Source organism: Coprococcus sp. AM11-30B (assembly GCF_027674365.1).
In the GTDB taxonomy this organism is placed as follows: domain Bacteria; phylum Bacillota; class Clostridia; order Lachnospirales; family Lachnospiraceae; genus Allocoprococcus; species Allocoprococcus comes.
The window spans coordinates 1-20,301 of the sequence record NZ_JAQDVB010000014.1; the positions used below are offsets into that span (position 1 = coordinate 1).

Consider the following 20,301-nt stretch of genomic DNA (forward strand, 5'->3'; position numbering starts at 1 on the left):
CGTTGAAGTAGGAATGAAACATAGAAGTTTGTAACTTTTTATAAGTTTTCAGTAACGGTGGATCGGTATGGACATTGCAACAATGGTTGCAATCAATAATCTGAATATGATGACAATGATGCAGGCCATGCAGCAGAGACAGAATGTAATTACGATTTTAAGCAATGGAAAGGAAGAGCGGATTATGGAAGGTTCAATGTTAGATCAGTATATGGGAAAAAGTTGTACAGTAAGTCTTTTTAACGAAGTAGGTGCAATTAAAGGAACACTTATGGAAGCTGATTCCCAGTGGATCAAAGTGGATGCAGGGAAAAAGGGAATACAGCTGATCAACCGGAATATGGTCAGAAATATTACATTTGATAACAAATAAAAATATGCTATACTGTTCTTGAACTTTGAGTAAGGAGGAACAAACAGATGGGAAATGTACACAGTATAGACGTAGAAGAGGATCAGTTTGCATACCGTTATGATACGCAGCTTTTGATTGACAGAAGAGATGAAGATCTGGATGAAGATGAGATTGCAGAATATATATCCGAACATTTTGAAGGAAACTGTCTGATCGCGGTAGGAGATGAAGATCTGATCAAAATTCATTTCCATACAAACGAGCCATGGAAGATTCTGGAATATTGTAATAGTATTGGCGAGATTTACGATATCGTAGTGGAAGATATGATCCGGCAGTCAGCTGGGCTAAAAGGATAGTATGTACCTGATATCACTTTATTTTGACGAAGGGACAAACAAGAAGATCCAGTTATATATGGAACAGATTGCGCAAAGAACGGGCAATATGGCGATGATTGACGGAAAGGTTCCGCCACATATTACCTTGTCGGCATTTGATATGGCAGAAGAAGAGAAAGCAATCGCCGGCTTTACGGCAATGGAACAGGAATTTGAAAAAGGACAGATTTTCTGGTGCTCGGTAGGGATGTTTCTGCCACATACAATTTATTTGTCACCGGTTTTAAATGCATATCTTCAAAAGCTGTCAGAGTCTGTTTTCTCAAAGATCAGATATCTGGAGGAGGTACGGATCCAGATCAGATACCAGCCGTTTTCCTGGTTCCCGCATACAACACTGGGAAAAAGACTGAACCAGGCGGAAATGCGGGAGGCATTTGTTGTGATGCAGAACCAGTTTGCACCGTTTACAGGTGAAGCGGTTGAGATTGGGCTTGCGAGGACGAATCCATACAGGGATTTATGTAAGATAAAGTTAAAATAAAAAGAAGATTTTCGCGGATCTGAATCGACACGTGAAAATCTTCTTTTTCGCTATCAGAGGAACTATCCGAGCACAGTTCTACTAAAGTTTTCCCTCTGGAACCCTGGAAATGATCGTCCGGTTGATCCGTACCAGGAAGAAGGAGGATACCATAAGTGAAATGACCTCCGCAATCGGGAAGGACCACCACACTACATGAAGACCGCCAAGCTTTGCAAGGATATATGCGGCAGGAATCAGTACAAATAACTGACGCATAATGGAGACGATCATACTGAAAAATGCTTTTCCAAGAGCCTGAAATACTGTTCCTGATACAATACAGAACCATGCGATCAGATAGTGGATTCCGATGATCCGCAGGGCAGGAACTCCGATGGTGAGCATCTCGTCCGATGCATTGAACATACCTAAAAGTATCTGTGGGATTCCTTCAAAGCAGAGGAATCCGATGAAGGTGAGGCAGAAGGCAACCAGCATACTGAGCTTGATCGTCTTGAGCATACGTTTTCTCTGACCGGCACCATAATTGTAGGCAATGATCGGAGTAATCCCATTGTTGAGACCGAATACCGGCATGAAGAAGAAACTCTGTAGCTTAAAGTAAACGCCGAATACAGCAGTTGCGGTTGATGAAAACTCGATCAGGATGCGGTTCATGCAGTAAGTCATAACCGATCCGATGGACTGCATAATAATCGTTGGAATTCCAACTGCATAAATGGTGCCGATAATATGGAAATCGAGTCTGAACCCATGAAACTTCAGTTTCACATCATGATTGTACCGGTGGTTACAAAATCCGGCGACAAGTGCGGCAACGCATTGTCCGATCACGGTTGCAACAGCAGCTCCGGTCACACCCATTTTTGGAGCTCCGAGAAGTCCGAAGATCAGGATTGGATCAAGAATGATGTTAGTGATTGCCCCTGTCAGCTGGGAAGTCATACTGAAGATGGTTCTTCCGGTTGAAGTAAGAAGACGCTCAAAGAAGACCTGTGCAAGCAGCCCGAAAGAAAAAATTATGACGGTGCTTAAGTACTCAATTCCGAGTTTCATAATCTCCTGGTCAGCATTTCCAATCTGACTTGCGTAAAAAGGACGGACGATCGTAAAGCCAAGAATGAAAAATACGAGATAGCTGAAAAAATATAAAACGGCAGCGTTGCTTGCAGTTGCATTTGCTTTTTTGAAATTTTTCTCTCCAAGTGATTTGGAAAGGAGTGCATTCATGCCGACACCGGTTCCGGTTCCAACTGCAATAAGCAGTGTCTGGAGTGGAAAGGCAAGTGAAACGGCGGTCAGTGCATTTTCCGATAATTTAGCGACAAAAATACTGTCTACGATGTTGTACAAAGCCTGTACCAGCATAGAAATCATCATAGGCAGAGACATATTAAATAATAGTTTTCCGATGGGCATGGTACCCATTTTGTTTTCTGCAGGTGCAGATGTATTTTCCTGATTCATTTTCTCATTCCTTTCTGTTCTGATAAAAGAGTAAAAATATTGTAAAAACAGCCACTAAACACATATGATATAGGAAAATACGAAGATAATCAAGTGGAATAAGGGAGTATAAATTGACTTCTTTCGGACAGACGGGTATAATTCTTGTTATATGGAGAAATAGGAAAGGGATATACTAGAATGAGTAATACAAATCAGAAAATCGAAACTTTAAATAAACTGCGTACTACAGAGGCAATTTATGTACTGATGTCATCCTGTACAAGAATGCCATATGTGGTCTGCGACCCGGAGACATTTGATGATGAGATCCTTCTTTACTACACAGAAGCGGAAGCGAAAGAAGAGGCTATGAAGCTTCAGAAGGAGGGAAATCCAATGCAGCTTGTCAAGGTGGATGAAAATTCCCGCCTGTCATTTTTTACCGGGTTGTTTCCGATGGGAGTCAACTGTATTCTGGTGGACAAAGGGTTGGACGGACAGATTACTGTGCAGCTTGACGAATTGATCACGAGACCGAAGGATGAAGAACTGCCAGAAGGAAAAATACGTGTAGAGAATCCGGAACTGGTGCTGACTGCAGCGTATTTTATGCAACAGATGAGAAAGCCGGATAAACCGGAGATGACGGATGAGTTAAAAGAACTGAACGAAGAAATGCTTGCCCATTATCAGGAGGGGCGTTATATTGTGACTGTTCAGGAGGACAAAGGAATTCCGATTTTGAAACAGAAAGATGGGAAAGTGTATCAGCCAATCTTTACGGATGTGCAGGAAGTTAAGAAATTCCAGAACCTGAACAAGGGTGTGACATTGAAAACCGCTGTTGTAGAAGGAAGTAAGATTCCGGAAATTCTTTCACCGGAAGCATTTGGCGTTGCAGTCAATCCGTTTGGGGTGAACCTGCAGTTGCAGATAAACAGAAAACCGGCGAAAACGAAAGAAAACGAAAATAAAACACAAGAATAATCGAAAATAAAAAAGAAAAAATGAAAATTGCAAGAGGAATCCTGATCTGCGGAACAGGTATCGGGGTAAGCATTGCTGCCAACAAAGTTCCGGGAGCTTATGCAGCACTGGTTAACAATGTATATCAGGCTCAGAGAGCACAGCTCAGTAATAATGCCAACATTATCACACTTGGTGCACAGGTTACAGGAATTGAGCTCGCAAAATGCCTCGTAAAAGAGTACTTAAGCGTAACTTTCGATCCGGAATCCCGTTCTATGCCAAAGGTGGCAAGAATTACAGAATACGAAAAAGAAGGTAAATAATCTGAGTTATTCAGAAAGCGTAAAGGGCAGTCCATCAAGGGCTGCTTTTTGCTATAGAAAAACACGATAAGGATATACAATTATAGTATAAATGTATTTGAGATAGAAGGGAAAATGTGATAACATTAGATAGCAAAATTCAAAAAGGGGAAAAGGAAAAAGAGATGAAAAACAAGAAGCTATGGATATTTGGGGGAATCATCCTTTTGATTGTGATCCTGAATCATATTTTTGACTGGTCTTCTTACATAAGTACTGCAGAAAATCTTGAATTTATGAAGCGGATAGTGCAGAATAATCTTCCTCTGGCAATTCTATTGTATATGGTATTGACAGTTGTTGGGTGTGTGGTGCTTGCGCTTCCGGGAGTGACGTTTGCGATACTGGCAGGACTTCTCTTTGGACCAGTAATCGGTACGATTTGTTGTTCTCTGGCAACAACGATCGGGGCGGTTCTTGCATTTATTGCAGGACGTTTTTTCTTGAAAGACAGTATTGGACCAGTGGTTGCAAAAAACCGTATCTTGAAAAAATGGTTGTTTGACGATACTGGCTGTAATGAATTATTTGTTCTTATGATTACACGTCTGGTTCCGGTATTTCCATTTAATCTGCAGAATTTTGCGTATGGTATTACAGATATCCGTTTTAGTACGTATGCAATTGGTTCGTTGATATTTATGCTACCTGGTACAGCGATGTATACGGTTGGTACAGCAGGCCTTGCGGATAAGGAGAATAGGTTGCTTTATATTGGAATAGCAGTAGTGCTGGCAGTTGTAGTCACGATAATCGGGATAATCCTGAAAAAGCGTTACCTGAAAGATGACCTGGAAGAAAATAAGGAATAAGGAGTAAAAAGTATGGAAAAAAAGAAAAATATTTGGGTGGGGAAAATAGTAGTGATCGTTTTGATTATTGTATCAATCGGAAGTTATTATGTATTTCCGTCCGTAAAACATGTGATGAATCAGGTATTTAAGATGTTTGCTAGTGGAGACTTTGCAGTGGTCAGAGACTTTGTAGCATCTTATGGGGCATATGCGGCATTGATTTCATTTTTGCTTATGATTTTTCAGTCGATTGCAGCGCCACTTCCGGCATTTCTGATTACATTTGCAAATGCGAATCTTTTTGGATGGTGGCAGGGAGCTATTCTGTCATGGAGCAGTGCGATGGCAGGAGCAGCGGTATGCTTTTTCATTGCAAGAATACTTGGACGTGATGTGGCAGAAAAGCTTACGAGTAAAGCTGGAATGCAGCAGATAGATACATTTTTTGAAAAATATGGAAAGAATACAGTTCTGATCTGTCGTTTGCTTCCGTTTGTTTCGTTTGATATTGTAAGTTATGCAGCAGGACTTACTTCGATGTCGTTTATATCTTTTTTTGTGGCAACTGGTGTAGGACAGCTTCCGGCAACGATTGTATATTCTTATGTTGGAGGAATGCTGACAGGAGGAGCGAAGCTTCTGGTGACAGGACTGCTGATCCTGTTTGCTCTGTCGGCACTGATTTTTATGGGGAGAAAGATCTACATGGACAGACAGAATAAAAAAGCAAAATAAATGATATAAAAAAGTCATTATCTATGGATAGGATAATGACTTTTTCTGTACAATCTTTAGAAAAAATTTACACAATCTTTCTTGAATCCCATTTCATCAGGTACTATAATGGACGTTATTAAGGAAATTTGGAGGATGCTATGCTGTTTCAAAATACAGGACTGACCAGGGCGATGTATCAGTTTTTTCAGACACTCATTTATGTTGCCCCTGCCACACTATTTGCTGTTTCGCTGCATGAATTTGCACATGGATATGTGTCATATAAACTCGGGGATATGACACCAAAATATGACGGAAGACTGACCTTGAATCCATTTAAGCATCTGGATGTGTGGGGAACGTTATGTCTGCTTGTCTTTCATGTGGGATGGGCAAAGCCGGTAAGGATCAATACCAGGAATTATAAGAATAAAAAAAGAGATACAATTCTTGTGGCAGCAGCGGGAGTAGTCATGAATTTCCTGCTTGCGTTTGTCTGTATGATTCTGCACGGGCTTTTGTATAAGTATGGATCGAGTGGGTTGATTCTGAATTATCTTTATGTGCTTACTTATTATGGAGCAGTGCTGAATATTGGACTTGGTGTGTTCAATCTGATTCCGATTCCGCCCCTTGACGGATCGAATATTCTTGCTGAGATTTTTCCGAGGGTAGCAGAGTTTTACTGGAAGATCCGACCGTATAGTATGTGGATTCTGCTTCTGTTACTTGGAACAGGAATTCTGGATGTGCCGATCAGTCTGCTGAATTCTGTAGTAATCAATGGAATGTGGAGTTTTGTGAAAGCAATTCTGAGAGTTGGATTTGTGACGACCGGTGGAGGAACGGTGATTTAAGAGAAAGGTGAAAAAGAGCCGGGAAACGGTGTAAGTGAAAATAGAAAATTGCGTATAGGAAAATGCAGGTAGTCGAGAGGATTACCTGCATTTTTTGTATACATTGTAAAACTGAAAAGAAATAAGGAAATATTACGAAAGACATTCAATAAAAATGTCTTTCGTATAATATGTAAGGCATTTAGAATGGAACATCCATTTCATTTTCGGATGTATCGCTTTTGGATTCATCAGACGCATCAGGGGTGGAAGACTTTGGAAGTCCTCCGGATACGGCAGTCTTTGCACTGATTCCGTTGATCTCAACGCGGTCGTCAACGACAATGACCAGGCATTTCTGACCATCGATAATACGTGTTTCTACAAGATCCGCGCATTCCGGGTTTACCTGAATGGTGATGTCCGGAGTTTTGATCTCGAATTTTTTGAGGTTTGCAATATTGGAGGCAAGGAGTGTACTGTGCTCTCCGGCAGCAGAATCGTACTGCTCATCGAATGTTTCCAACTTTTCTTCTTCGACACCGCTTTTGGCAAGGAGGTATTTAACTTCTGCTTTGTCAAGGGCAAGTGGTTCCGGATTTTCAGAATTCTGTTCAATCATTTCATTTAAGTTTTCGTGGATATTTTTGACCGTATCGTAGTCGCAGTCATCACCGAGCGTTTCTTCGATTAGTGTACGGAAAGTATCCTTCTGATCTCCGGCGGTGAGTGGCGGAACACATCCAAGAAGCAGATCGGTCAGACCGTTTCCGAGATTCTCTGCATTTTTTGAATAATAAAGCAGATTGTGAATATCGGTGCTGCGGTCATTAAAAGCAGGGAAGAGGAAACCGGCATCCGGCATCTCTACGATCCAGTCACGGATACGCTCATGGAAGCTGTTTTCTTCTGCGTGATAACTGAGTCCTGGCTTGGAAAGCTTGACCGGACAGAAGGTACACATGATGTAATCATAGACTTCATCGGATGCATCGAACATTTCACTTCCGTCCGTTGATTTTCCCGGAATATCGTAGGCTGCATGGATGAGCAGGATCAGATAGTTCTCGGCATAATCATAGGAATCGATGACGCGATTATAGAATTCTTCCAGAAGAGCGTCGTCAGTAAGCCGGCTGTTTCTTAATTTGAGAAGAAATTCCTGTGTACCACCTTCCGATTCGGTCTCCAGAGGAAATTCCATATTCAGAAGATTTTTTCCGATCGTACCAGACAAGGACTTTCTGAAAATGTCAAAATACTTGAACATTTCCTCTTCCGGAAGAGAAAGGAAAGCATCTTTCATCTCCGTTTTTTTCTCTTTTTCACCATCTACATAGCATCCGCAGATACGGGTGATCGCACAGTTGGATGGTGTGAACTGCTTTTTGATTTCAGTAACTTCTTTTTTATTCATAGTAAGTAAATCCCCTTTTGGTAATTGTGATTTTGTAAAAGACTGATGCTTATGAATTATAACATATTTTGAGGAAGAGTGTGATTAGGAGAGAAAAATATTTGATTATTTCCAGAACAATGTATATACTAAGTATATACATTATATGGAGGTGAATTTTATGCAAACACAGGTAAAAGCATGGGGAAATAGTCAGGGAATCAGACTTCCAAAAGATATTTTACAAGAGGCCAATGTAGAAATAAATGATATGCTGGAAGTAAAAGTATCGGATGGTATGATTATGCTTGTTAAGACCTTCAGGCATCAAAAATTAGAAGAAAGAGCTGAAAAGTTTGGTGGTAAGTTAAATCTTGATGGAGAATATGAATGGGATAAGCCGGAAGGAAGAGAGGTGTGGTAGAAAATGGAGATACAGCAGGGGGATGTTTTAAAAGTGGAAAAAATTAAGGATCCTGTATTTGTTGCAAGTAAAAATTTTTTTAATCAGTCGGGAGAAATAATTGGCTGTCCAATATTAGGAGAGAGTACAGAAAGCCCACTTCACATTTATGTTGAAATGGATGAAAATAAAGGTTATATCCAATGTGAACAAATGAAAATGTTAGACTTGAGAGTCAGGGGGTATAAAATAATAGATCGTGTAAAAATGGCAGATGTAATTAATGTAACAGACGCAATACAGAGTATATTCGACTATATATAAATGCAGGGAACCAATCCGGAACCCTGCATTCATAATATCTGTTATTAAGCCATCATTCCTGTGAGAATATCATTCACAAGCTTTCCGTCAGCTTTTCCTTTTACTTTCGGCATCAGTTCTTTCATGATACGTCCTTTATCCTTTGGTGTCGGAGCATCAATTCCAAGACCGGAAAGGACACCTGCGATCACTTCTTTGATCTCAGCTTCGTCCATCATCTTCGGAGCATACTGTTCAAGAACAGCGATACGTTTCTCGCATTCTTCAATAATGTCCGTACGATCAGCAGGAGTCATCTCCAGAGTTTCTTTTGTCTGTTTGATCTCTTTTAAGATAACCTGAACTTCTTCTTCTTCGGTAAGATCGGCACGTTTGTCGATGGCTTTGTTCTTAAGGGCTGCAAGAAGAGCAGATAATGTCTCTTTTGTGTCCTTATCCTTTGCTTTCATGGCTGCGACCATAGCGCTTCTTACTTCATCAATTTTACTCATTGTATATTCCTCCAAACTTGAGGCAAAATGCCTGTCTGCACTTTATTGTAGCAGATGGGAAAAGAATTTTCAATCTCTGGAAGAGGAAAACTTGGGTGGCTATTTTTCAAAAAGTGCGGTATACTGATAGGAATGAATTAGGGATAGATGAGAGGTTACGCGATAGGATGAGTGGCTGTACATTATGTCCGCGGATGTGTGGGGCGGACAGGGAGAATGGGAAGACAGGTTTTTGCGGAGAGACAGGGGAGATCCGGGCGGCGAGAGCGGCGCTTCATATGTGGGAGGAGCCCTGTATTTCCGGAAAGGAAGGATCAGGGACGGTCTTTTTTACGGGATGTACTTTAAGATGTGTGTTCTGTCAGAACCATGAGATTGCGGGAAGCAAGGTTGGCAAAGTGATTTCAGAAGAGCGGCTGGCGGAGATCTTTCTGGAACTTCAGGGGAAAGGTGCGAATAATATCAATCTTGTGACGCCGACGCATTTTGTGCCGCAGATCATCCGGGCGCTTCAGAGTGCGAAGGAGCAGGGGATGTATTTGCCGGTTGTTTATAATACAGGCGGTTACGAGAGAGTGGAAACCTTGAAAATGCTGGATGGTCTGGTGGACATTTACCTGCCGGATTTCAAATATTTAAATACAGATCATGCGAAAAAATATTCGATGGCGGAGGATTATCCGGAGGTTGCGAAGGCGGCTATTGCTGAGATGGTAAGACAGGCAGGGAAGCCGGTATTTGATGAGCGCGGAATGATGAAGCGTGGCGTGATCGTGCGTCATCTGCTTTTGCCGGGATGTCTTGCGGATGGAAAAAGAGTGGTGAAATATTTGCATGAAACTTATGGAAACCGGATTTATATGAGCCTGATGAGCCAGTATACGCCACTTGAGAGTCTGGATGCGGCAAAATATCCGGAGCTGAATCGAAAAGTGCCGGAGTATGCGTATGAGAAACTGGTGGACTATGCGATCTCGCTTGGTGTGATGCAGGCGTTTATACAGGAAGGGGATACGGCAAAGGAGAGCTTTATTCCACCGTTTACACTGGAAGGAGTATAGGAAAGGAGATTGATATGAAAAGACAGGTGACAATGGAAGAAATTTCAGATGGAAAATTATATGCCAGCAATGATCTGGTAAAAGCAGACTGTGGCGATTGTGAGGGATGCCACGCCTGTTGTACGGGGATGGGAAGCTCGATTGTGCTGGATCCGCTGGATATTGTCCGGATTTGCAGGGGAACAGGAGCGGCTTTTGAGACTTTGCTTGCAGGAAAGATTGAACTGAATGTGGTAGACGGAATCATTTTGCCGAATCTGAAGATGGCAGGAGCGGAAGATGGCTGTGGTTTTCTGACTGAGGAAGGAAGATGTGGAATTCATCCATTTCGTCCGGGAATCTGTCGGCTTTTCCCACTTGGAAGATATTATGAGGAAAATGGTTTCCGCTATTTCCTTCAGGTACATGAATGTCAGAAAAAGAATCGGGCGAAAGTAAAGGTCAAAAAATGGCTTGATACACCGGATCTGAAAAAGTATGAAGCGTATATTGCCAGATGGCATGGATTACTGATTCAGTTACAGGAATACATTGCAGCACATCCGGAGAGTGCGAAGGCGGTCAGCATGGATGTACTGAAGAGATTTTACCTTACTCCGTATCGGACGGAAGAATTTTACAGTGAGTTTTTCCGGAGAATAGACGAGGCAAAAAAGGCATATTGTTAAATACAATTGAAATAATCGGCAGCCAGGGAGTATTGAGCTGTCAGAAATTCTGGAAAGGTGCCACGGAAACCGGAACCTTGCGGCAAAAGAGCTGGGGATCAGTACGACGACGCTCTGGCGGAGGATGAAGAAATATGGCGTGGAAGCAAAGTATGATGAATAGCTGATGAGAAATAAAGAATAAAAAAAGATAGGACAGACTTTTTAATACCCGTTGTGAGGGTGAAGGAAAGGCTGTCCTGTTTTTTGACGAAAATCTGTAAGTAAACTTATCTGTCAAGAATATTTTCTTATATAGGCAAAACTGTACACGGATATGGAAGATATGTGCACAGGAATCCGTGTCTGGGATTTAAAAATATCACAACTGCAAGGCAAGATATAAAAGCACCGCATCCTTGAAAACACGCGGATTCAGCCCGCATTTCTGGTAAATATGATTCAACTTGTACTGCACTGTGTTTTTGTGAAGAAACAACTTCTGGCTGGTTCCGAGAAGAGACATATTTGCTTCAAAGTAAGTCTGAAGCAGATTTCTTTCTTCATCAGAAAGTGCAGAGATCGTTTTTTGCAGATAAGCATTTTTTTCCTGCTCCGAGATGGAAGAGAGCAGAATTTCCAGTGTCATATCATCGAAAAAAGCAATCCCGTTTTCCGAACTCCGGCAGTATTTCAGCGCAGTGAGTGCAGACTGGTAAGAAAGAGAAAGCTGGAAAAGCTGACATTTCTTTCCGACTGCAATGGAGAGCAAAGCTCCACAGTCTGCGGTAAAATCAGCCAGTATCTGATAGAGAGCGGCTTTGCCGGAGTTTTCCAGCACGGCAAGATATTCATTTGGATAATAAAAGGTATAAAGAGTAATACCAAGCGTGCCGAAAAGTCCGATGATCTTCTGTTCAAGGGAAGAAGAGTTGTTGTGTCCATCCGGTGATGACTGGATGATTAGAAGCCGTTTCTTTGTCCCTGGATTTACCTGAAGATCTGAAAGGCAGGTGTCCAGATAATCCGGATCAGCAATCTCATTCCGGATCAGGGCATCGATAACAAAGTGTTTTTTATCTTCCAGAGAGCGGCTCAGTCGGTTCAGCTCTTTTTCACGGATCAGCAGATGGGTAATCCGGTCGGCAAGATGGACGTACTGGCGGACCTGGTCCGGTTCTCCGGTAATTCCGATCACTGCAAGAAAACTGCCGTGATAATAGAGTGGCATATTGATCCCTTTTTGTGTTCCGGGAAAATCATCATCTGAAAAAACTTCGATTGTCTGTTCTGTCTGGGCGGCTTTGTGACCGATGGCATGAAACGTACCAATCCGGTCGGCGTTGGTACTTGCAAAAATCATTCCCTGCTTATCGATAAAATTGATGTCCTGTCCGCAGGTGTCTTTGATCGTGTTTACTACCTGAAAGGCAAGTGATTTGTCTAACTTCATTTTAAACATCCTCCGATTCTGGAAAAGAAGTTGCGGGAATGATGCAGATGCTTATCCAGTATTTAACAGGATAAAGAGAACGGTATCATTACCACTTATTTAAGAATTGTAGCATTATTTGGAGAGAGGAACAAGGTCGAAAGGTACAAGGGGAAGATTGCATAAAAGAAGAACTGGAAAATGTATATGATTCACAAAAATGCAATATATGAATGAAAGATTTCAAAATATGAAATAAAACAATTGCTGAAAAAGTATAGATTGACAGAAAAATATCATGTTGAAATGAAAATGAAATGATTTTGAAAACTTCATTACGGTATATGAAAAATTGTAAAGAATACATAAAAAAAGTACATAGGTATTGATGAAAGAGTCAATAGAATTTATGTCTTTTTTTTCGTACAATAGCATTGTCAGATAAATGACAGCGCGCTGACATAATGAACGAGTAGAGGAAAGATTAGTAAAGAGGTAACCAAATATGAGCGAATCAACTAGAATGATGCTGGGACTGGCAATCGGTAAAAAGAAAGAAGAATGGGCACTTGCAATTCAGTTTGGAAAGTGTCCCTTTATGGATAATATGTAGGCAATTTGCGTTATGGAAGTTGCCTGCATATTTGTCATTGCTTAAAACTACATAGACGGATTGTTTACGGCAAAACTTAATCTGCAATATTTGCGATCACTGAGAGGTTTGCAGAGTCATCCAGAGAAATGGTAACAGAAGAACTGTTATCAATGGTTCCGGAGAATGTGTTAGAAAAGGATGTTCCCTTTGCAACTTTTCCGAAAACATGGATAGAATAAACACTGGATCGAGGAAGTTCTACGGTTTCGGAAGAACCGGTCTTCACAAGTGACAGCTTTTCATTTGATGAAGAATCATTGTTACAGATGAAATGAAGATCTGTCAGGTCGTAGATCGTTGTGTTATTGATGGTAAGTATTTTTGGCTGACTGGACAGATCTGTGCCGGTTGTTTTTCCACAGGCAAGGACGGTTAGTCCGATAAACATGGCTGCGACCACACAGATGATCAGTGTAGGAAAAGAAGAAAATCATAAAGAAAAGAGAGTATTTCTGTAAAAACTATACAAAAACACTCTCTGAAATTTGTAAATAATGTTAAAACTATAACAGACGGAATACCTGTTCTACAGCTGCTGTCATATTTGATTTTGCATTTTCGGGATCCATTGCTTCGGCTAGTGTTGTGATCCCACGGACGATCGGGAAGAATGCATCGATTCCGGCCGCATTGCAGGCTGTTGCTTCCGGGGTGACGCTTCCGGCAAAAGCAACGACTTTGGAGCCGTATTTTTTTGCAAGTCTTGCCACACCGACAGGAGCTTTTCCCATAGCGGTCTGGTGATCGAGGCGTCCCTCGCCGGTAACAGTGATATCTGTATCTTCTAATTCTTTTTCCAGTTCGACAGCGTTAAGAATCAAATCGATTCCAGGAGTCAGCGTAGCATTTAAATAACTGAGAAATGCAAAGCCAAGACCACCTGCAGCACCAGCACCTTCTGCAGATGCATAATCATTATGAAGAAATTTGGAGGTAACAGAAGCATAATGATTCATTGCCTGATCCAGTTCTTCTGCTATTTCCGGTGTGACACCTTTTTGCGGACCATAAATATAGGTAGCTCCGTTCTTTCCGCAAAGTGGATTAGTTACATCACAGGCAATATGAAAATTGCATTCTTTGAGAATTGGGTTAGCTTTTTCTTTTATAATAGAAGATACCCGTTCAAGCGCCTGTCCGCCTTCGCCGATATCCTGTCCATTTTCATCGGAAAATTGATAGCCAAGTGCCTTAAGCATTCCAATTCCACCATCATTTGTTGCGCTTCCTCCAATTCCAATAATGAAATTGCGGATACCGCGTTCCATGGCATCTGCGATCATTTCACCGACACCGTAAGTGGTTGCAGTAAGTGGATTTTTTTCAGATTCTCTTACCAGGATAATTCCGGCAGCGGCAGCCATTTCGAGGATGGCAGTATTTTTTTCTGCCAGATATCCGTAATGTGCATTTACCGGAGTACCAAGAGGACCAGTCACTGTAAGATCAATACGCTCACCACCAAGTCCTGCAATCAGGGCATCTGTGGTGCCTTCACCACCATCTGCAAGTGGTTTTACGACAACATTCGCATCCGGGTGTGCTTTTAAGATTCCTTCCTTTGCAGCCATTCCGGCTTCAATCGAAGTGAGACTTCCTTTAAATGAATCAATTGCAACTACAACTTTCATAATTTCTAATCTCCTTATCATTGAATTTATTTTATAATAAATCCAGTGTATCATGGATTGAAGAAAAAAAGAATGTTATAAGAAATAATAAAAAGAATAAATAAACATAAAAATATGTCCCTTATAACATTTGCAAAAAGTGGGATATTTCCTATAATATGATGTAAGTGTCAAAAGTATCAATTGCGTTTGTGCTCGCACAAATAAGCAATGAAGCAATCCGGTTACATCAGTGAGTGGCAAAATTTACTTTTGACACTCATATCATAAGATAGTAAAAACAGACAGTAAGGAACAGAAAAACAAAATGCAGGGAGTGGAAATCATGAATAAAAAGGAGATAAAACTGAGTAATGGATGTGATTGCCATTCCAAGAAGTGGAAAGGCAGAACATGTACTGCAGAACTTGGAGGCGGGAAAGGTTCATTTGACAGAGGAGGAATATGCCAGATTAGATGCTGCTTTTCCGGCACCTCGGAAAAAACATATCTTGATATTGTGTAAATCCAAGTGGAATGTGGACGGTGAGATACAAATTAAAAAAATAGAGAAAGACCACATTTATAGATAAACAAAATAAAACTTATTGAAAATTCAAAAAATTGTTTTGCATTCTTGTTCTTTTTATGATATTGTCTTTAGAGGTACAATAATTCAGGGAGGAACAAGAAATGAATAATTACATGTATCTGGTCCCGAGTGCAGCTGTTATTGCTTTATTATTTGCAGCATATCTTGCTGGTAAAGTAGGAAAACAGGATGCAGGTACGGACCGCATGAAAGAGATTGCAGGCGCAATCGCGGAGGGCGCAAGAGCTTTCCTCATGGCTGAATACAAGATTCTGGTCATTTTTGTAGTAGTACTTTTTGTACTGATCGGATTTGGTATCAGCTGGGTAACAGCAGTATGCTTTGTAATTGGAGCACTTTTCTCAACAGTTGCAGGATACTGTGGTATGACAGTCGCTACAAAAGCGAACGTAAGAACTGCTAACGCAGCAAAAGAAAGCGGAATGAATAAAGCATTATCAATCGCTTTTTCTGGCGGGGCCGTTATGGGAATGTGCGTAGCAGGTCTTGGAGCACTTGGCGTAAGCCTTGTGTACATTGTTACAAAGAACGTAGATGTGCTTTCAGGATTCAGCCTTGGTGCATCTTCAATCGCACTTTTCGCCCGTGTTGGTGGTGGTATCTACACCAAAGCAGCAGACGTTGGTGCAGACCTTGTTGGTAAAGTAGAAGCAGGTATCCCGGAAGATGATCCGCGTAACCCGGCTGTTATCGCTGACAATGTAGGTGATAACGTAGGTGACGTTGCAGGTATGGGAGCTGATCTTTTTGAATCTTATGTTGGTTCACTTGTATCAGCACTGACTCTTGGAGCAGCAGCAGGAGCTGTATCCGGAGTTCTTTATCCGCTTGCGATCGCAGGATGTGGTCTGATTGCTTCTATCATCGGAACCTTCTTTGTGAAAGGTGATGAGAATTCGAATCCACAGAAAGCTCTCACAAAGGGAAGCTATGCAGCTTCTAGCGTAGTTATTGTTGTAGCACTTGTACTGAGTAATGTACTCTTCGGAAAGATGAGTGCGGCAATTGCCGTTATCGCAGGTCTGGTTGTTGGTGTGATCATCGGTAACATCACAGAGTACTACACATCAGCAGACTACAAACCGGTTCAGGGAATCGGAGAACAGTCAGAGACTGGTGCAGCTACTACAATCATCAGTGGTCTTGCGGTAGGAATGAAATCTACAGCAATCCCGCTTCTCCTGATCTGTGTAGGTATCTTTGTATCTTACTCAGTTGCAGGACTTTACGGAATCGCACTTGCAGCAGTAGGTATGCTTTCTACAACAGGTATCACAGTTGCCGTTGATGCATACGGACCGATTGCAGACAATGCAGGTGGTATCGCAGAAATGTCAGGATTGGATGAATCTGTTCGTGAAATCACAGATAAGCTTGACTCAGTAGGAAATACAACTGCAGCTATGGGTAAGGGATTCGCGATCGGATCAGCAGCCCTTACCGCACTTGCACTTTTCGTATCTTATGCACAGGCAGTTGGTCTTGAAGCAATCAACCTTCTTGACTACAGAGTAATCATCGGTATCTTTATCGGTGGTATGCTTACATTCCTCTTCTCAGCATTTACTATGGAGTCTGTATCAAAGGCTGCATACAAGATGATCGAAGAAGTAAGACGCCAGTTCCGTGAAAAACCGGGCATTATGAAAGGTGAAGAAAAACCGGATTATACATCATGCGTTGCAATCTCTACCACAGCAGCTCTTCACGAAATGCTGCTTCCGGGTGTGATGGCAGTCGTAGTACCGTTGATCGTTGGTATCGTTCTTGGTGTGGAATCCCTCGGTGGATTACTTTCCGGAGCACTTGTTACAGGTGTACTTATGGCAATCTTCATGTCCAACGCTGGTGGAGCATGGGATAATGCTAAGAAATACATCGAAACAGGACATCATGGCGGAAAAGGAAGCGAAGCTCACAAAGCAGCAGTTGTTGGTGATACAGTAGGTGATCCGTTCAAGGATACATCAGGACCGTCTATCAACATCCTGATTAAACTTATGACAATTGTTTCACTTGTATTTGCACCGTTATTCTTATCAATCGGTGGATTACTGTAAGAATTGAATAAAGTAAAAGAAATCCTTCATTTGCGGGAAACCGCAGATGAGGGATTTTTTTGTAAAAGGCACGAATTATTTGATTTATAAATAAGACGAGCAAATTATAGTTAAATACGATAAGACAATCTATAGAAATAGGACTGGTTTGATGTTAGAATGAAAAAGTGATGTAAGATGACAAAGGAGAGAGAAAAATGATAGAAGAAAGTATGATTCGGGAAAAATTTATAAAAGGATATGATTGCTCTCAGGTCGTTCTGTCTTATTTCGCAGAGAGACTTGGGATTACGGAAGAGATGGCGAATAAAGTCTCGGCTTGTTTTGGAGGTGGAATGATGCATGGGGATACATGCGGTGCATTTACCGGAGCAATCATGGTTGTTGGATTAAAATATGGACACTGGGATGTGAATACTCTGCTTCGGCAAAAAGAAGAAATGATGAACAAATATGCAGAATTTAGAGCATTGTTTCTGGAAAAGTTTGCAACAAACAGTTGCAAAGAGTTACTAGGCTATGATGTATCGCTTCCGGAACAGCTTGAAGAAGCACTTTCGAGTGGCAGAATGCTGGATTTTTGTCCTAAAGTAGTGGGAAGTGTGATTGAAATGTTGGAGGAAATATTATAGATGAAAGATGCACTTATTTTATTTACGAGGGTGCCGATACCAGGACAGACAAAGACCAGGCTGATGCCTTTTCTAACTGGGGAAGAGTGCGCGCGTCTGCATGCCTGCTTTGTAAAGGATATATATGAAAAAGCAAAGCAGGTGGATGCGGATATTTTCGTGTTTTTTACACCAAAGGATGAAAAGAAGCTACTACAGCAAGTTCTTGATAATGAGACAGTATGTCTTCCACAATTTGGTGATGATCTTGGTGAAAGGATGAAGAATGCGATTGGAATCGTACTGAGAATGGGGTATGAGAAAGTAATTCTGATCGGGACAGATATTCCGCAGATTCACCCGGAAACACTGAAAAATGCATTTGATAATCTTGGGGGAAAAGATATTGTGATTCATCCTACATTTGATGGAGGGTACTATCTGATCGGAATGAAAAAAGAATATGATTCTATATGGAAAATTGAACGATACGGAACGAATACAGTTATTTATGATACCTTACAGCACATGAGAAATGAGAAGCTCTCTACGGCGGTAGGTCAGATGTATTATGATGTGGATGATAAGGGAGATTTGTACCACCTGTATGAGGATATTGAAAAGGGAGCAATTTGTAACTGTCCAATTACGATTGATTATCTGGAACTGGGACTGAAAGGAAAGCTGGATAAAAATTATGAATAAGTGGGATTTGGATGCATGTATCCATTGTGGAAAATGTACCAGAAGTTGTCTGTTTCTGGAAAAATACGGAATTGATCTGCCGGTATTAAAAGAAAAACCGGAGCTGGCATATCATTGTTTCTTGTGTGGAACCTGCGGGTGTGTCTGTCCAAAAGGAATTGATGGAAAAGAGATTGCACTTGACAGTCGGAGAAAATTGGTTGAAGACGGAGGTGGGAAGCTTCTTGATAATTCATATGACGGACTGCTCTTAGAAAAGAATCCGTACAAATTTGCAAATTACCGCCATTCAAAAAAGAAAGCAGTTTTTTTTACGGGATGTAATTTTCCGTCTTTTTTTCCGAAAACGACAGATAAGTTGGTGGAAGAATTCGCAAAATATGATGTGGGAGTTGTATATGACTGTTGTGGGAAACCGATTGAAGAACTGGGACTTGTTTCAGAGGCAGCGGGGATCATTGAGCGAATCAACTGGAAATTAAAAGAGTCAGGAGTAGAACAGGTGATCATGGCATGTCCGAACTGCTATTATTTTTTAAAAGGACGACTGGATGCGGAGATTATCAGTGTTTACGAAAAAATGGCAGAGCTTAAAATTGGAAATATTTATCAAAAAGATAGGATTCCAATGTATTATCCATGTCCGGACCGAAAAGACAGAAAGTTTGAATATGATATGAAGCCATTCCTTGTCGGAAAGGTAGAAGATGCATTCAGAGATGTACAGTGTTGCGGGCTTGGTGGATGCGCAGCTGGAAAAGAAGCGGATGTGGCACAGGCACTGACAGACCGTGTAAAAGCATCGAGGGAGCCGGAACTTTATACATATTGCGCTTCGTGCATCTGTAGTTTCAGAAGGAGAGGATATGAAGATGCAAAGCATTTGCTACCGCTTATTATGGGAATCGATGAAAAGGTACCTCTTGGGAAAACACCTATTTTGAATCGGGCAAAATGTAAATTTAAATAGGGGAGTCGTGGGAAAAGAATGACGATTAAAGAATTAGAGGAATTTCGGATGATTTGTCAAAGAGGAAGTCTTGCGAGGGCTTCAAAAGAGCTTTTTATGTCACCACAGGGACTCAGCCGTGTACTGAAAAATCTGGAAAATGAACTGGAATGTACGTTGCTTGACAGGGTTGCCTCCGGGATAGAACTGACAGAGAGCGGACAGAGGCTGTATGATTATGCGAATACGGTTCTTAGCGAATATGACAAATTGAAAAAAGAAATTGATATGATACGTGCGAGTGAGGAAGGGACAGTAGAACTTCTGGTTGCCTATGATATCCTGCGTTACCTGACGCCAGACTGTATTCTGGAATTTCAGAAGAAATATCCGAATGTGACATTTTCTTATATGGAATATCCGGATCGGATCGTAGAGAAAATGCTGCTTGACAAAGAAGGGAATGTGGCATTGTCGATTGGACCATTTGCAGGAGATTGTTTTGATATGAAAAGTTTAAAAAAATGCAGTCTGGGGCTTCTGGTCTATGAAGAACATTCTCTGGCGAAAAAAAGAGAAGCAACTATTCTGGATCTGGAAGGCGAGCCTCTTTATCTTGAAAACAGCAGTTTTAAACTCAATGAGTTTATTCAGAGCAGATGCTGGAACCGGGGATTTGAACCGGATATTGTATTTGAGACAAATGGATTTGATCTCTGCTATAAAATGTGCCGGCTGAAGAGAGGGATTTCTGTGACGATTGACTTTGTCCATGAAGATATGAATACAGAGGGGCTAGTCATGATTCCTTTCGCAGAAGATGATATGATCTGGGAAATCGGTCTTCTTACGCTGAAGGACAGAGCAATGGAATCATCGGTAGAAAAATTCTATAAGTATATAGAAAATTACAATAGCTAAACGAAGTGTTGCGGGGCAACAACAAAGCAGGAATGAAAAACAGCGTGCTTTTT

General features: G+C 41.3%; 25 protein-coding genes. 19 read left to right on the plus strand and 6 right to left on the minus strand.

Going from position 1 to position 20,301, the window contains the following annotated elements; genetic code table 11:
* Nucleotides 1–67 precede the first annotated feature (67 nt).
* The 3 genes from PGU50_RS10315 to PGU50_RS10325 are packed head-to-tail and all read left to right on the plus strand — an operon-like array spanning nt 68 to nt 1,240.
* Nucleotides 68–373, plus strand: coding sequence for a hypothetical protein (locus PGU50_RS10315; protein WP_117555854.1), 306 nt, complete (start codon nt 68–70; stop codon nt 371–373).
* 47 nt (nt 374–420) lie between these two features.
* Nucleotides 421–714, plus strand: a complete 294-nt coding sequence (locus tag PGU50_RS10320) for a hypothetical protein (protein WP_055158424.1) — start codon at nt 421–423, stop codon at nt 712–714.
* 1 nt (nt 715) lies between these two features.
* On the plus strand, nt 716–1,240 hold the full coding sequence (locus PGU50_RS10325; protein WP_117834349.1) for a 2'-5' RNA ligase family protein: 525 nt from the start codon (nt 716–718) through the stop codon (nt 1,238–1,240).
* 81 nt (nt 1,241–1,321) lie between these two features.
* On the opposite strand, the gene PGU50_RS10330 is transcribed toward PGU50_RS10325, so the two are convergent.
* Nucleotides 1,322–2,710 (minus strand): MATE family efflux transporter, encoded by a 1,389-nt coding sequence (locus PGU50_RS10330; protein WP_270246904.1) that lies wholly within the window; start codon nt 2,708–2,710, stop codon nt 1,322–1,324.
* A gap of 180 nt (nt 2,711–2,890) precedes the next feature.
* Here PGU50_RS10330 and PGU50_RS10335 point away from each other — a divergent pair, with 180 nt between their 5' ends.
* The 5 genes from PGU50_RS10335 (at nt 2,891) to PGU50_RS10355 (ending at nt 6,391) form a co-directional block, all read left to right on the plus strand.
* The gene (locus PGU50_RS10335) at nt 2,891–3,679 is read left to right on the plus strand and encodes an SseB family protein (RefSeq protein WP_215634100.1); all 789 of its coding nucleotides are present in this window, start codon (nt 2,891–2,893) and stop codon (nt 3,677–3,679) included.
* Nucleotides 3,680–3,699: 20 nt separating this feature from the next.
* A complete protein-coding gene (locus tag PGU50_RS10340) occupies nt 3,700–3,984 on the plus strand; it encodes an RpiB/LacA/LacB family sugar-phosphate isomerase (protein WP_082421164.1) in 285 nt (94 codons plus the stop codon).
* A 164-nt stretch (nt 3,985–4,148) separates the two neighbouring features.
* Nucleotides 4,149–4,835, plus strand: a complete 687-nt coding sequence (locus PGU50_RS10345) for a TVP38/TMEM64 family protein (protein WP_117555980.1) — start codon at nt 4,149–4,151, stop codon at nt 4,833–4,835.
* Nucleotides 4,836–4,847: 12 nt separating this feature from the next.
* Nucleotides 4,848–5,552, plus strand: coding sequence for a TVP38/TMEM64 family protein (locus PGU50_RS10350; RefSeq protein ID WP_055158415.1), 705 nt, complete (start codon nt 4,848–4,850; stop codon nt 5,550–5,552).
* A gap of 140 nt (nt 5,553–5,692) precedes the next feature.
* Complete coding sequence (locus PGU50_RS10355) at nt 5,693–6,391, plus strand: site-2 protease family protein (protein ID WP_270246905.1); 699 nt, start codon at nt 5,693–5,695, stop codon at nt 6,389–6,391.
* Nucleotides 6,392–6,572: 181 nt separating this feature from the next.
* Here PGU50_RS10355 and PGU50_RS10360 read toward each other — a convergent pair whose 3' ends face one another.
* The gene (locus PGU50_RS10360; protein ID WP_270246906.1) at nt 6,573–7,787 is read right to left on the minus strand and encodes a DUF4317 domain-containing protein; all 1,215 of its coding nucleotides are present in this window, start codon (nt 7,785–7,787) and stop codon (nt 6,573–6,575) included.
* Nucleotides 7,788–7,947: 160 nt separating this feature from the next.
* Here PGU50_RS10360 and PGU50_RS10365 point away from each other — a divergent pair, with 160 nt between their 5' ends.
* Both PGU50_RS10365 and PGU50_RS10370 read left to right on the plus strand, forming a co-directional pair.
* A complete protein-coding gene (locus tag PGU50_RS10365; RefSeq protein WP_044998617.1) occupies nt 7,948–8,190 on the plus strand; it encodes an AbrB/MazE/SpoVT family DNA-binding domain-containing protein in 243 nt (80 codons plus the stop codon).
* 3 nt (nt 8,191–8,193) lie between these two features.
* The gene (locus PGU50_RS10370; RefSeq protein WP_055158410.1) at nt 8,194–8,493 is read left to right on the plus strand and encodes a type II toxin-antitoxin system PemK/MazF family toxin; all 300 of its coding nucleotides are present in this window, start codon (nt 8,194–8,196) and stop codon (nt 8,491–8,493) included.
* A 44-nt stretch (nt 8,494–8,537) separates the two neighbouring features.
* Here PGU50_RS10370 and PGU50_RS10375 read toward each other — a convergent pair whose 3' ends face one another.
* Nucleotides 8,538–8,984 (minus strand): GatB/YqeY domain-containing protein, encoded by a 447-nt coding sequence (locus PGU50_RS10375; RefSeq protein ID WP_008369771.1) that lies wholly within the window; start codon nt 8,982–8,984, stop codon nt 8,538–8,540.
* 167 nt (nt 8,985–9,151) lie between these two features.
* Between PGU50_RS10375 and PGU50_RS10380 the strand changes: the two genes are divergently transcribed.
* The 3 genes from PGU50_RS10380 to PGU50_RS18155 are packed head-to-tail and all read left to right on the plus strand — an operon-like array spanning nt 9,152 to nt 10,876.
* On the plus strand, nt 9,152–10,045 hold the full coding sequence (locus PGU50_RS10380) for a radical SAM protein (RefSeq protein WP_227119684.1): 894 nt from the start codon (nt 9,152–9,154) through the stop codon (nt 10,043–10,045).
* Nucleotides 10,046–10,059: 14 nt separating this feature from the next.
* A complete protein-coding gene (locus PGU50_RS10385; protein ID WP_270246908.1) occupies nt 10,060–10,713 on the plus strand; it encodes a YkgJ family cysteine cluster protein in 654 nt (217 codons plus the stop codon).
* Nucleotides 10,714–10,762: 49 nt separating this feature from the next.
* The gene (locus PGU50_RS18155) at nt 10,763–10,876 is read left to right on the plus strand and encodes a helix-turn-helix domain-containing protein (protein ID WP_243034366.1); all 114 of its coding nucleotides are present in this window, start codon (nt 10,763–10,765) and stop codon (nt 10,874–10,876) included.
* A 198-nt stretch (nt 10,877–11,074) separates the two neighbouring features.
* Here PGU50_RS18155 and PGU50_RS10395 read toward each other — a convergent pair whose 3' ends face one another.
* From PGU50_RS10395 to PGU50_RS10405, 3 genes are all read right to left on the minus strand, one after another.
* Entirely contained in the window at nt 11,075–12,145 is a 1,071-nt protein-coding gene (locus PGU50_RS10395; protein ID WP_330583852.1) for a CdaR family transcriptional regulator, read from the minus strand.
* A gap of 668 nt (nt 12,146–12,813) precedes the next feature.
* Nucleotides 12,814–13,167, minus strand: a complete 354-nt coding sequence (locus tag PGU50_RS10400) for a DUF5300 family protein (RefSeq protein ID WP_270246910.1) — start codon at nt 13,165–13,167, stop codon at nt 12,814–12,816.
* A 115-nt stretch (nt 13,168–13,282) separates the two neighbouring features.
* Nucleotides 13,283–14,410, minus strand: coding sequence for a glycerate kinase family protein (locus tag PGU50_RS10405; protein WP_270246912.1), 1,128 nt, complete (start codon nt 14,408–14,410; stop codon nt 13,283–13,285).
* A gap of 325 nt (nt 14,411–14,735) precedes the next feature.
* Between PGU50_RS10405 and PGU50_RS10410 the strand changes: the two genes are divergently transcribed.
* The 6 genes from PGU50_RS10410 (at nt 14,736) to PGU50_RS10435 (ending at nt 20,248) form a co-directional block, all read left to right on the plus strand.
* A complete protein-coding gene (locus PGU50_RS10410) occupies nt 14,736–14,915 on the plus strand; it encodes a hypothetical protein (protein ID WP_270246913.1) in 180 nt (59 codons plus the stop codon).
* A gap of 167 nt (nt 14,916–15,082) precedes the next feature.
* A complete protein-coding gene (locus tag PGU50_RS10415; RefSeq protein ID WP_270246914.1) occupies nt 15,083–17,062 on the plus strand; it encodes a sodium-translocating pyrophosphatase in 1,980 nt (659 codons plus the stop codon).
* A 197-nt stretch (nt 17,063–17,259) separates the two neighbouring features.
* Nucleotides 17,260–17,694, plus strand: a complete 435-nt coding sequence (locus PGU50_RS10420; RefSeq protein ID WP_270246915.1) for a C-GCAxxG-C-C family protein — start codon at nt 17,260–17,262, stop codon at nt 17,692–17,694.
* Nucleotides 17,695–18,378, plus strand: coding sequence for a TIGR04282 family arsenosugar biosynthesis glycosyltransferase (locus tag PGU50_RS10425; protein WP_022221077.1), 684 nt, complete (start codon nt 17,695–17,697; stop codon nt 18,376–18,378). It begins immediately after the preceding gene.
* Complete coding sequence (locus PGU50_RS10430; RefSeq protein ID WP_195488118.1) at nt 18,371–19,348, plus strand: (Fe-S)-binding protein; 978 nt, start codon at nt 18,371–18,373, stop codon at nt 19,346–19,348. Before PGU50_RS10425 ends, PGU50_RS10430 begins: the two co-directional genes overlap by 8 nt.
* Nucleotides 19,349–19,366: 18 nt before the next feature.
* On the plus strand, nt 19,367–20,248 hold the full coding sequence (locus PGU50_RS10435) for a LysR family transcriptional regulator (protein WP_055158573.1): 882 nt from the start codon (nt 19,367–19,369) through the stop codon (nt 20,246–20,248).
* Nucleotides 20,249–20,301 lie beyond the last annotated feature (53 nt).

Coding starts and splice junctions, on each gene's coding strand:
- PGU50_RS10315 (WP_117555854.1), top strand. CDS start 68: ATGGACATTGCAACAATGGTTGCAATCAATAATCTGAATATGATGACA.
- PGU50_RS10320 (WP_055158424.1), top strand. CDS start 421: ATGGGAAATGTACACAGTATAGACGTAGAAGAGGATCAGTTTGCATAC.
- PGU50_RS10325 (WP_117834349.1), top strand. CDS start 716: ATGTACCTGATATCACTTTATTTTGACGAAGGGACAAACAAGAAGATC.
- PGU50_RS10330 (WP_270246904.1), bottom strand. CDS start 2,710: ATGAATCAGGAAAATACATCTGCACCTGCAGAAAACAAAATGGGTACC.
- PGU50_RS10335 (WP_215634100.1), top strand. CDS start 2,891: ATGAGTAATACAAATCAGAAAATCGAAACTTTAAATAAACTGCGTACT.
- PGU50_RS10340 (WP_082421164.1), top strand. CDS start 3,700: ATGAAAATTGCAAGAGGAATCCTGATCTGCGGAACAGGTATCGGGGTA.
- PGU50_RS10345 (WP_117555980.1), top strand. CDS start 4,149: ATGAAAAACAAGAAGCTATGGATATTTGGGGGAATCATCCTTTTGATT.
- PGU50_RS10350 (WP_055158415.1), top strand. CDS start 4,848: ATGGAAAAAAAGAAAAATATTTGGGTGGGGAAAATAGTAGTGATCGTT.
- PGU50_RS10355 (WP_270246905.1), top strand. CDS start 5,693: ATGCTGTTTCAAAATACAGGACTGACCAGGGCGATGTATCAGTTTTTT.
- PGU50_RS10360 (WP_270246906.1), bottom strand. CDS start 7,787: ATGAATAAAAAAGAAGTTACTGAAATCAAAAAGCAGTTCACACCATCC.
- PGU50_RS10365 (WP_044998617.1), top strand. CDS start 7,948: ATGCAAACACAGGTAAAAGCATGGGGAAATAGTCAGGGAATCAGACTT.
- PGU50_RS10370 (WP_055158410.1), top strand. CDS start 8,194: ATGGAGATACAGCAGGGGGATGTTTTAAAAGTGGAAAAAATTAAGGAT.
- PGU50_RS10375 (WP_008369771.1), bottom strand. CDS start 8,984: ATGAGTAAAATTGATGAAGTAAGAAGCGCTATGGTCGCAGCCATGAAA.
- PGU50_RS10380 (WP_227119684.1), top strand. CDS start 9,152: ATGAGTGGCTGTACATTATGTCCGCGGATGTGTGGGGCGGACAGGGAG.
- PGU50_RS10385 (WP_270246908.1), top strand. CDS start 10,060: ATGAAAAGACAGGTGACAATGGAAGAAATTTCAGATGGAAAATTATAT.
- PGU50_RS10395 (WP_330583852.1), bottom strand. CDS start 12,145: ATGAAGTTAGACAAATCACTTGCCTTTCAGGTAGTAAACACGATCAAA.
- PGU50_RS10400 (WP_270246910.1), bottom strand. CDS start 13,167: ATGTTTATCGGACTAACCGTCCTTGCCTGTGGAAAAACAACCGGCACA.
- PGU50_RS10405 (WP_270246912.1), bottom strand. CDS start 14,410: ATGAAAGTTGTAGTTGCAATTGATTCATTTAAAGGAAGTCTCACTTCG.
- PGU50_RS10410 (WP_270246913.1), top strand. CDS start 14,736: ATGAATAAAAAGGAGATAAAACTGAGTAATGGATGTGATTGCCATTCC.
- PGU50_RS10415 (WP_270246914.1), top strand. CDS start 15,083: ATGAATAATTACATGTATCTGGTCCCGAGTGCAGCTGTTATTGCTTTA.
- PGU50_RS10420 (WP_270246915.1), top strand. CDS start 17,260: ATGATAGAAGAAAGTATGATTCGGGAAAAATTTATAAAAGGATATGAT.
- PGU50_RS10425 (WP_022221077.1), top strand. CDS start 17,695: ATGAAAGATGCACTTATTTTATTTACGAGGGTGCCGATACCAGGACAG.
- PGU50_RS10430 (WP_195488118.1), top strand. CDS start 18,371: ATGAATAAGTGGGATTTGGATGCATGTATCCATTGTGGAAAATGTACC.
- PGU50_RS10435 (WP_055158573.1), top strand. CDS start 19,367: ATGACGATTAAAGAATTAGAGGAATTTCGGATGATTTGTCAAAGAGGA.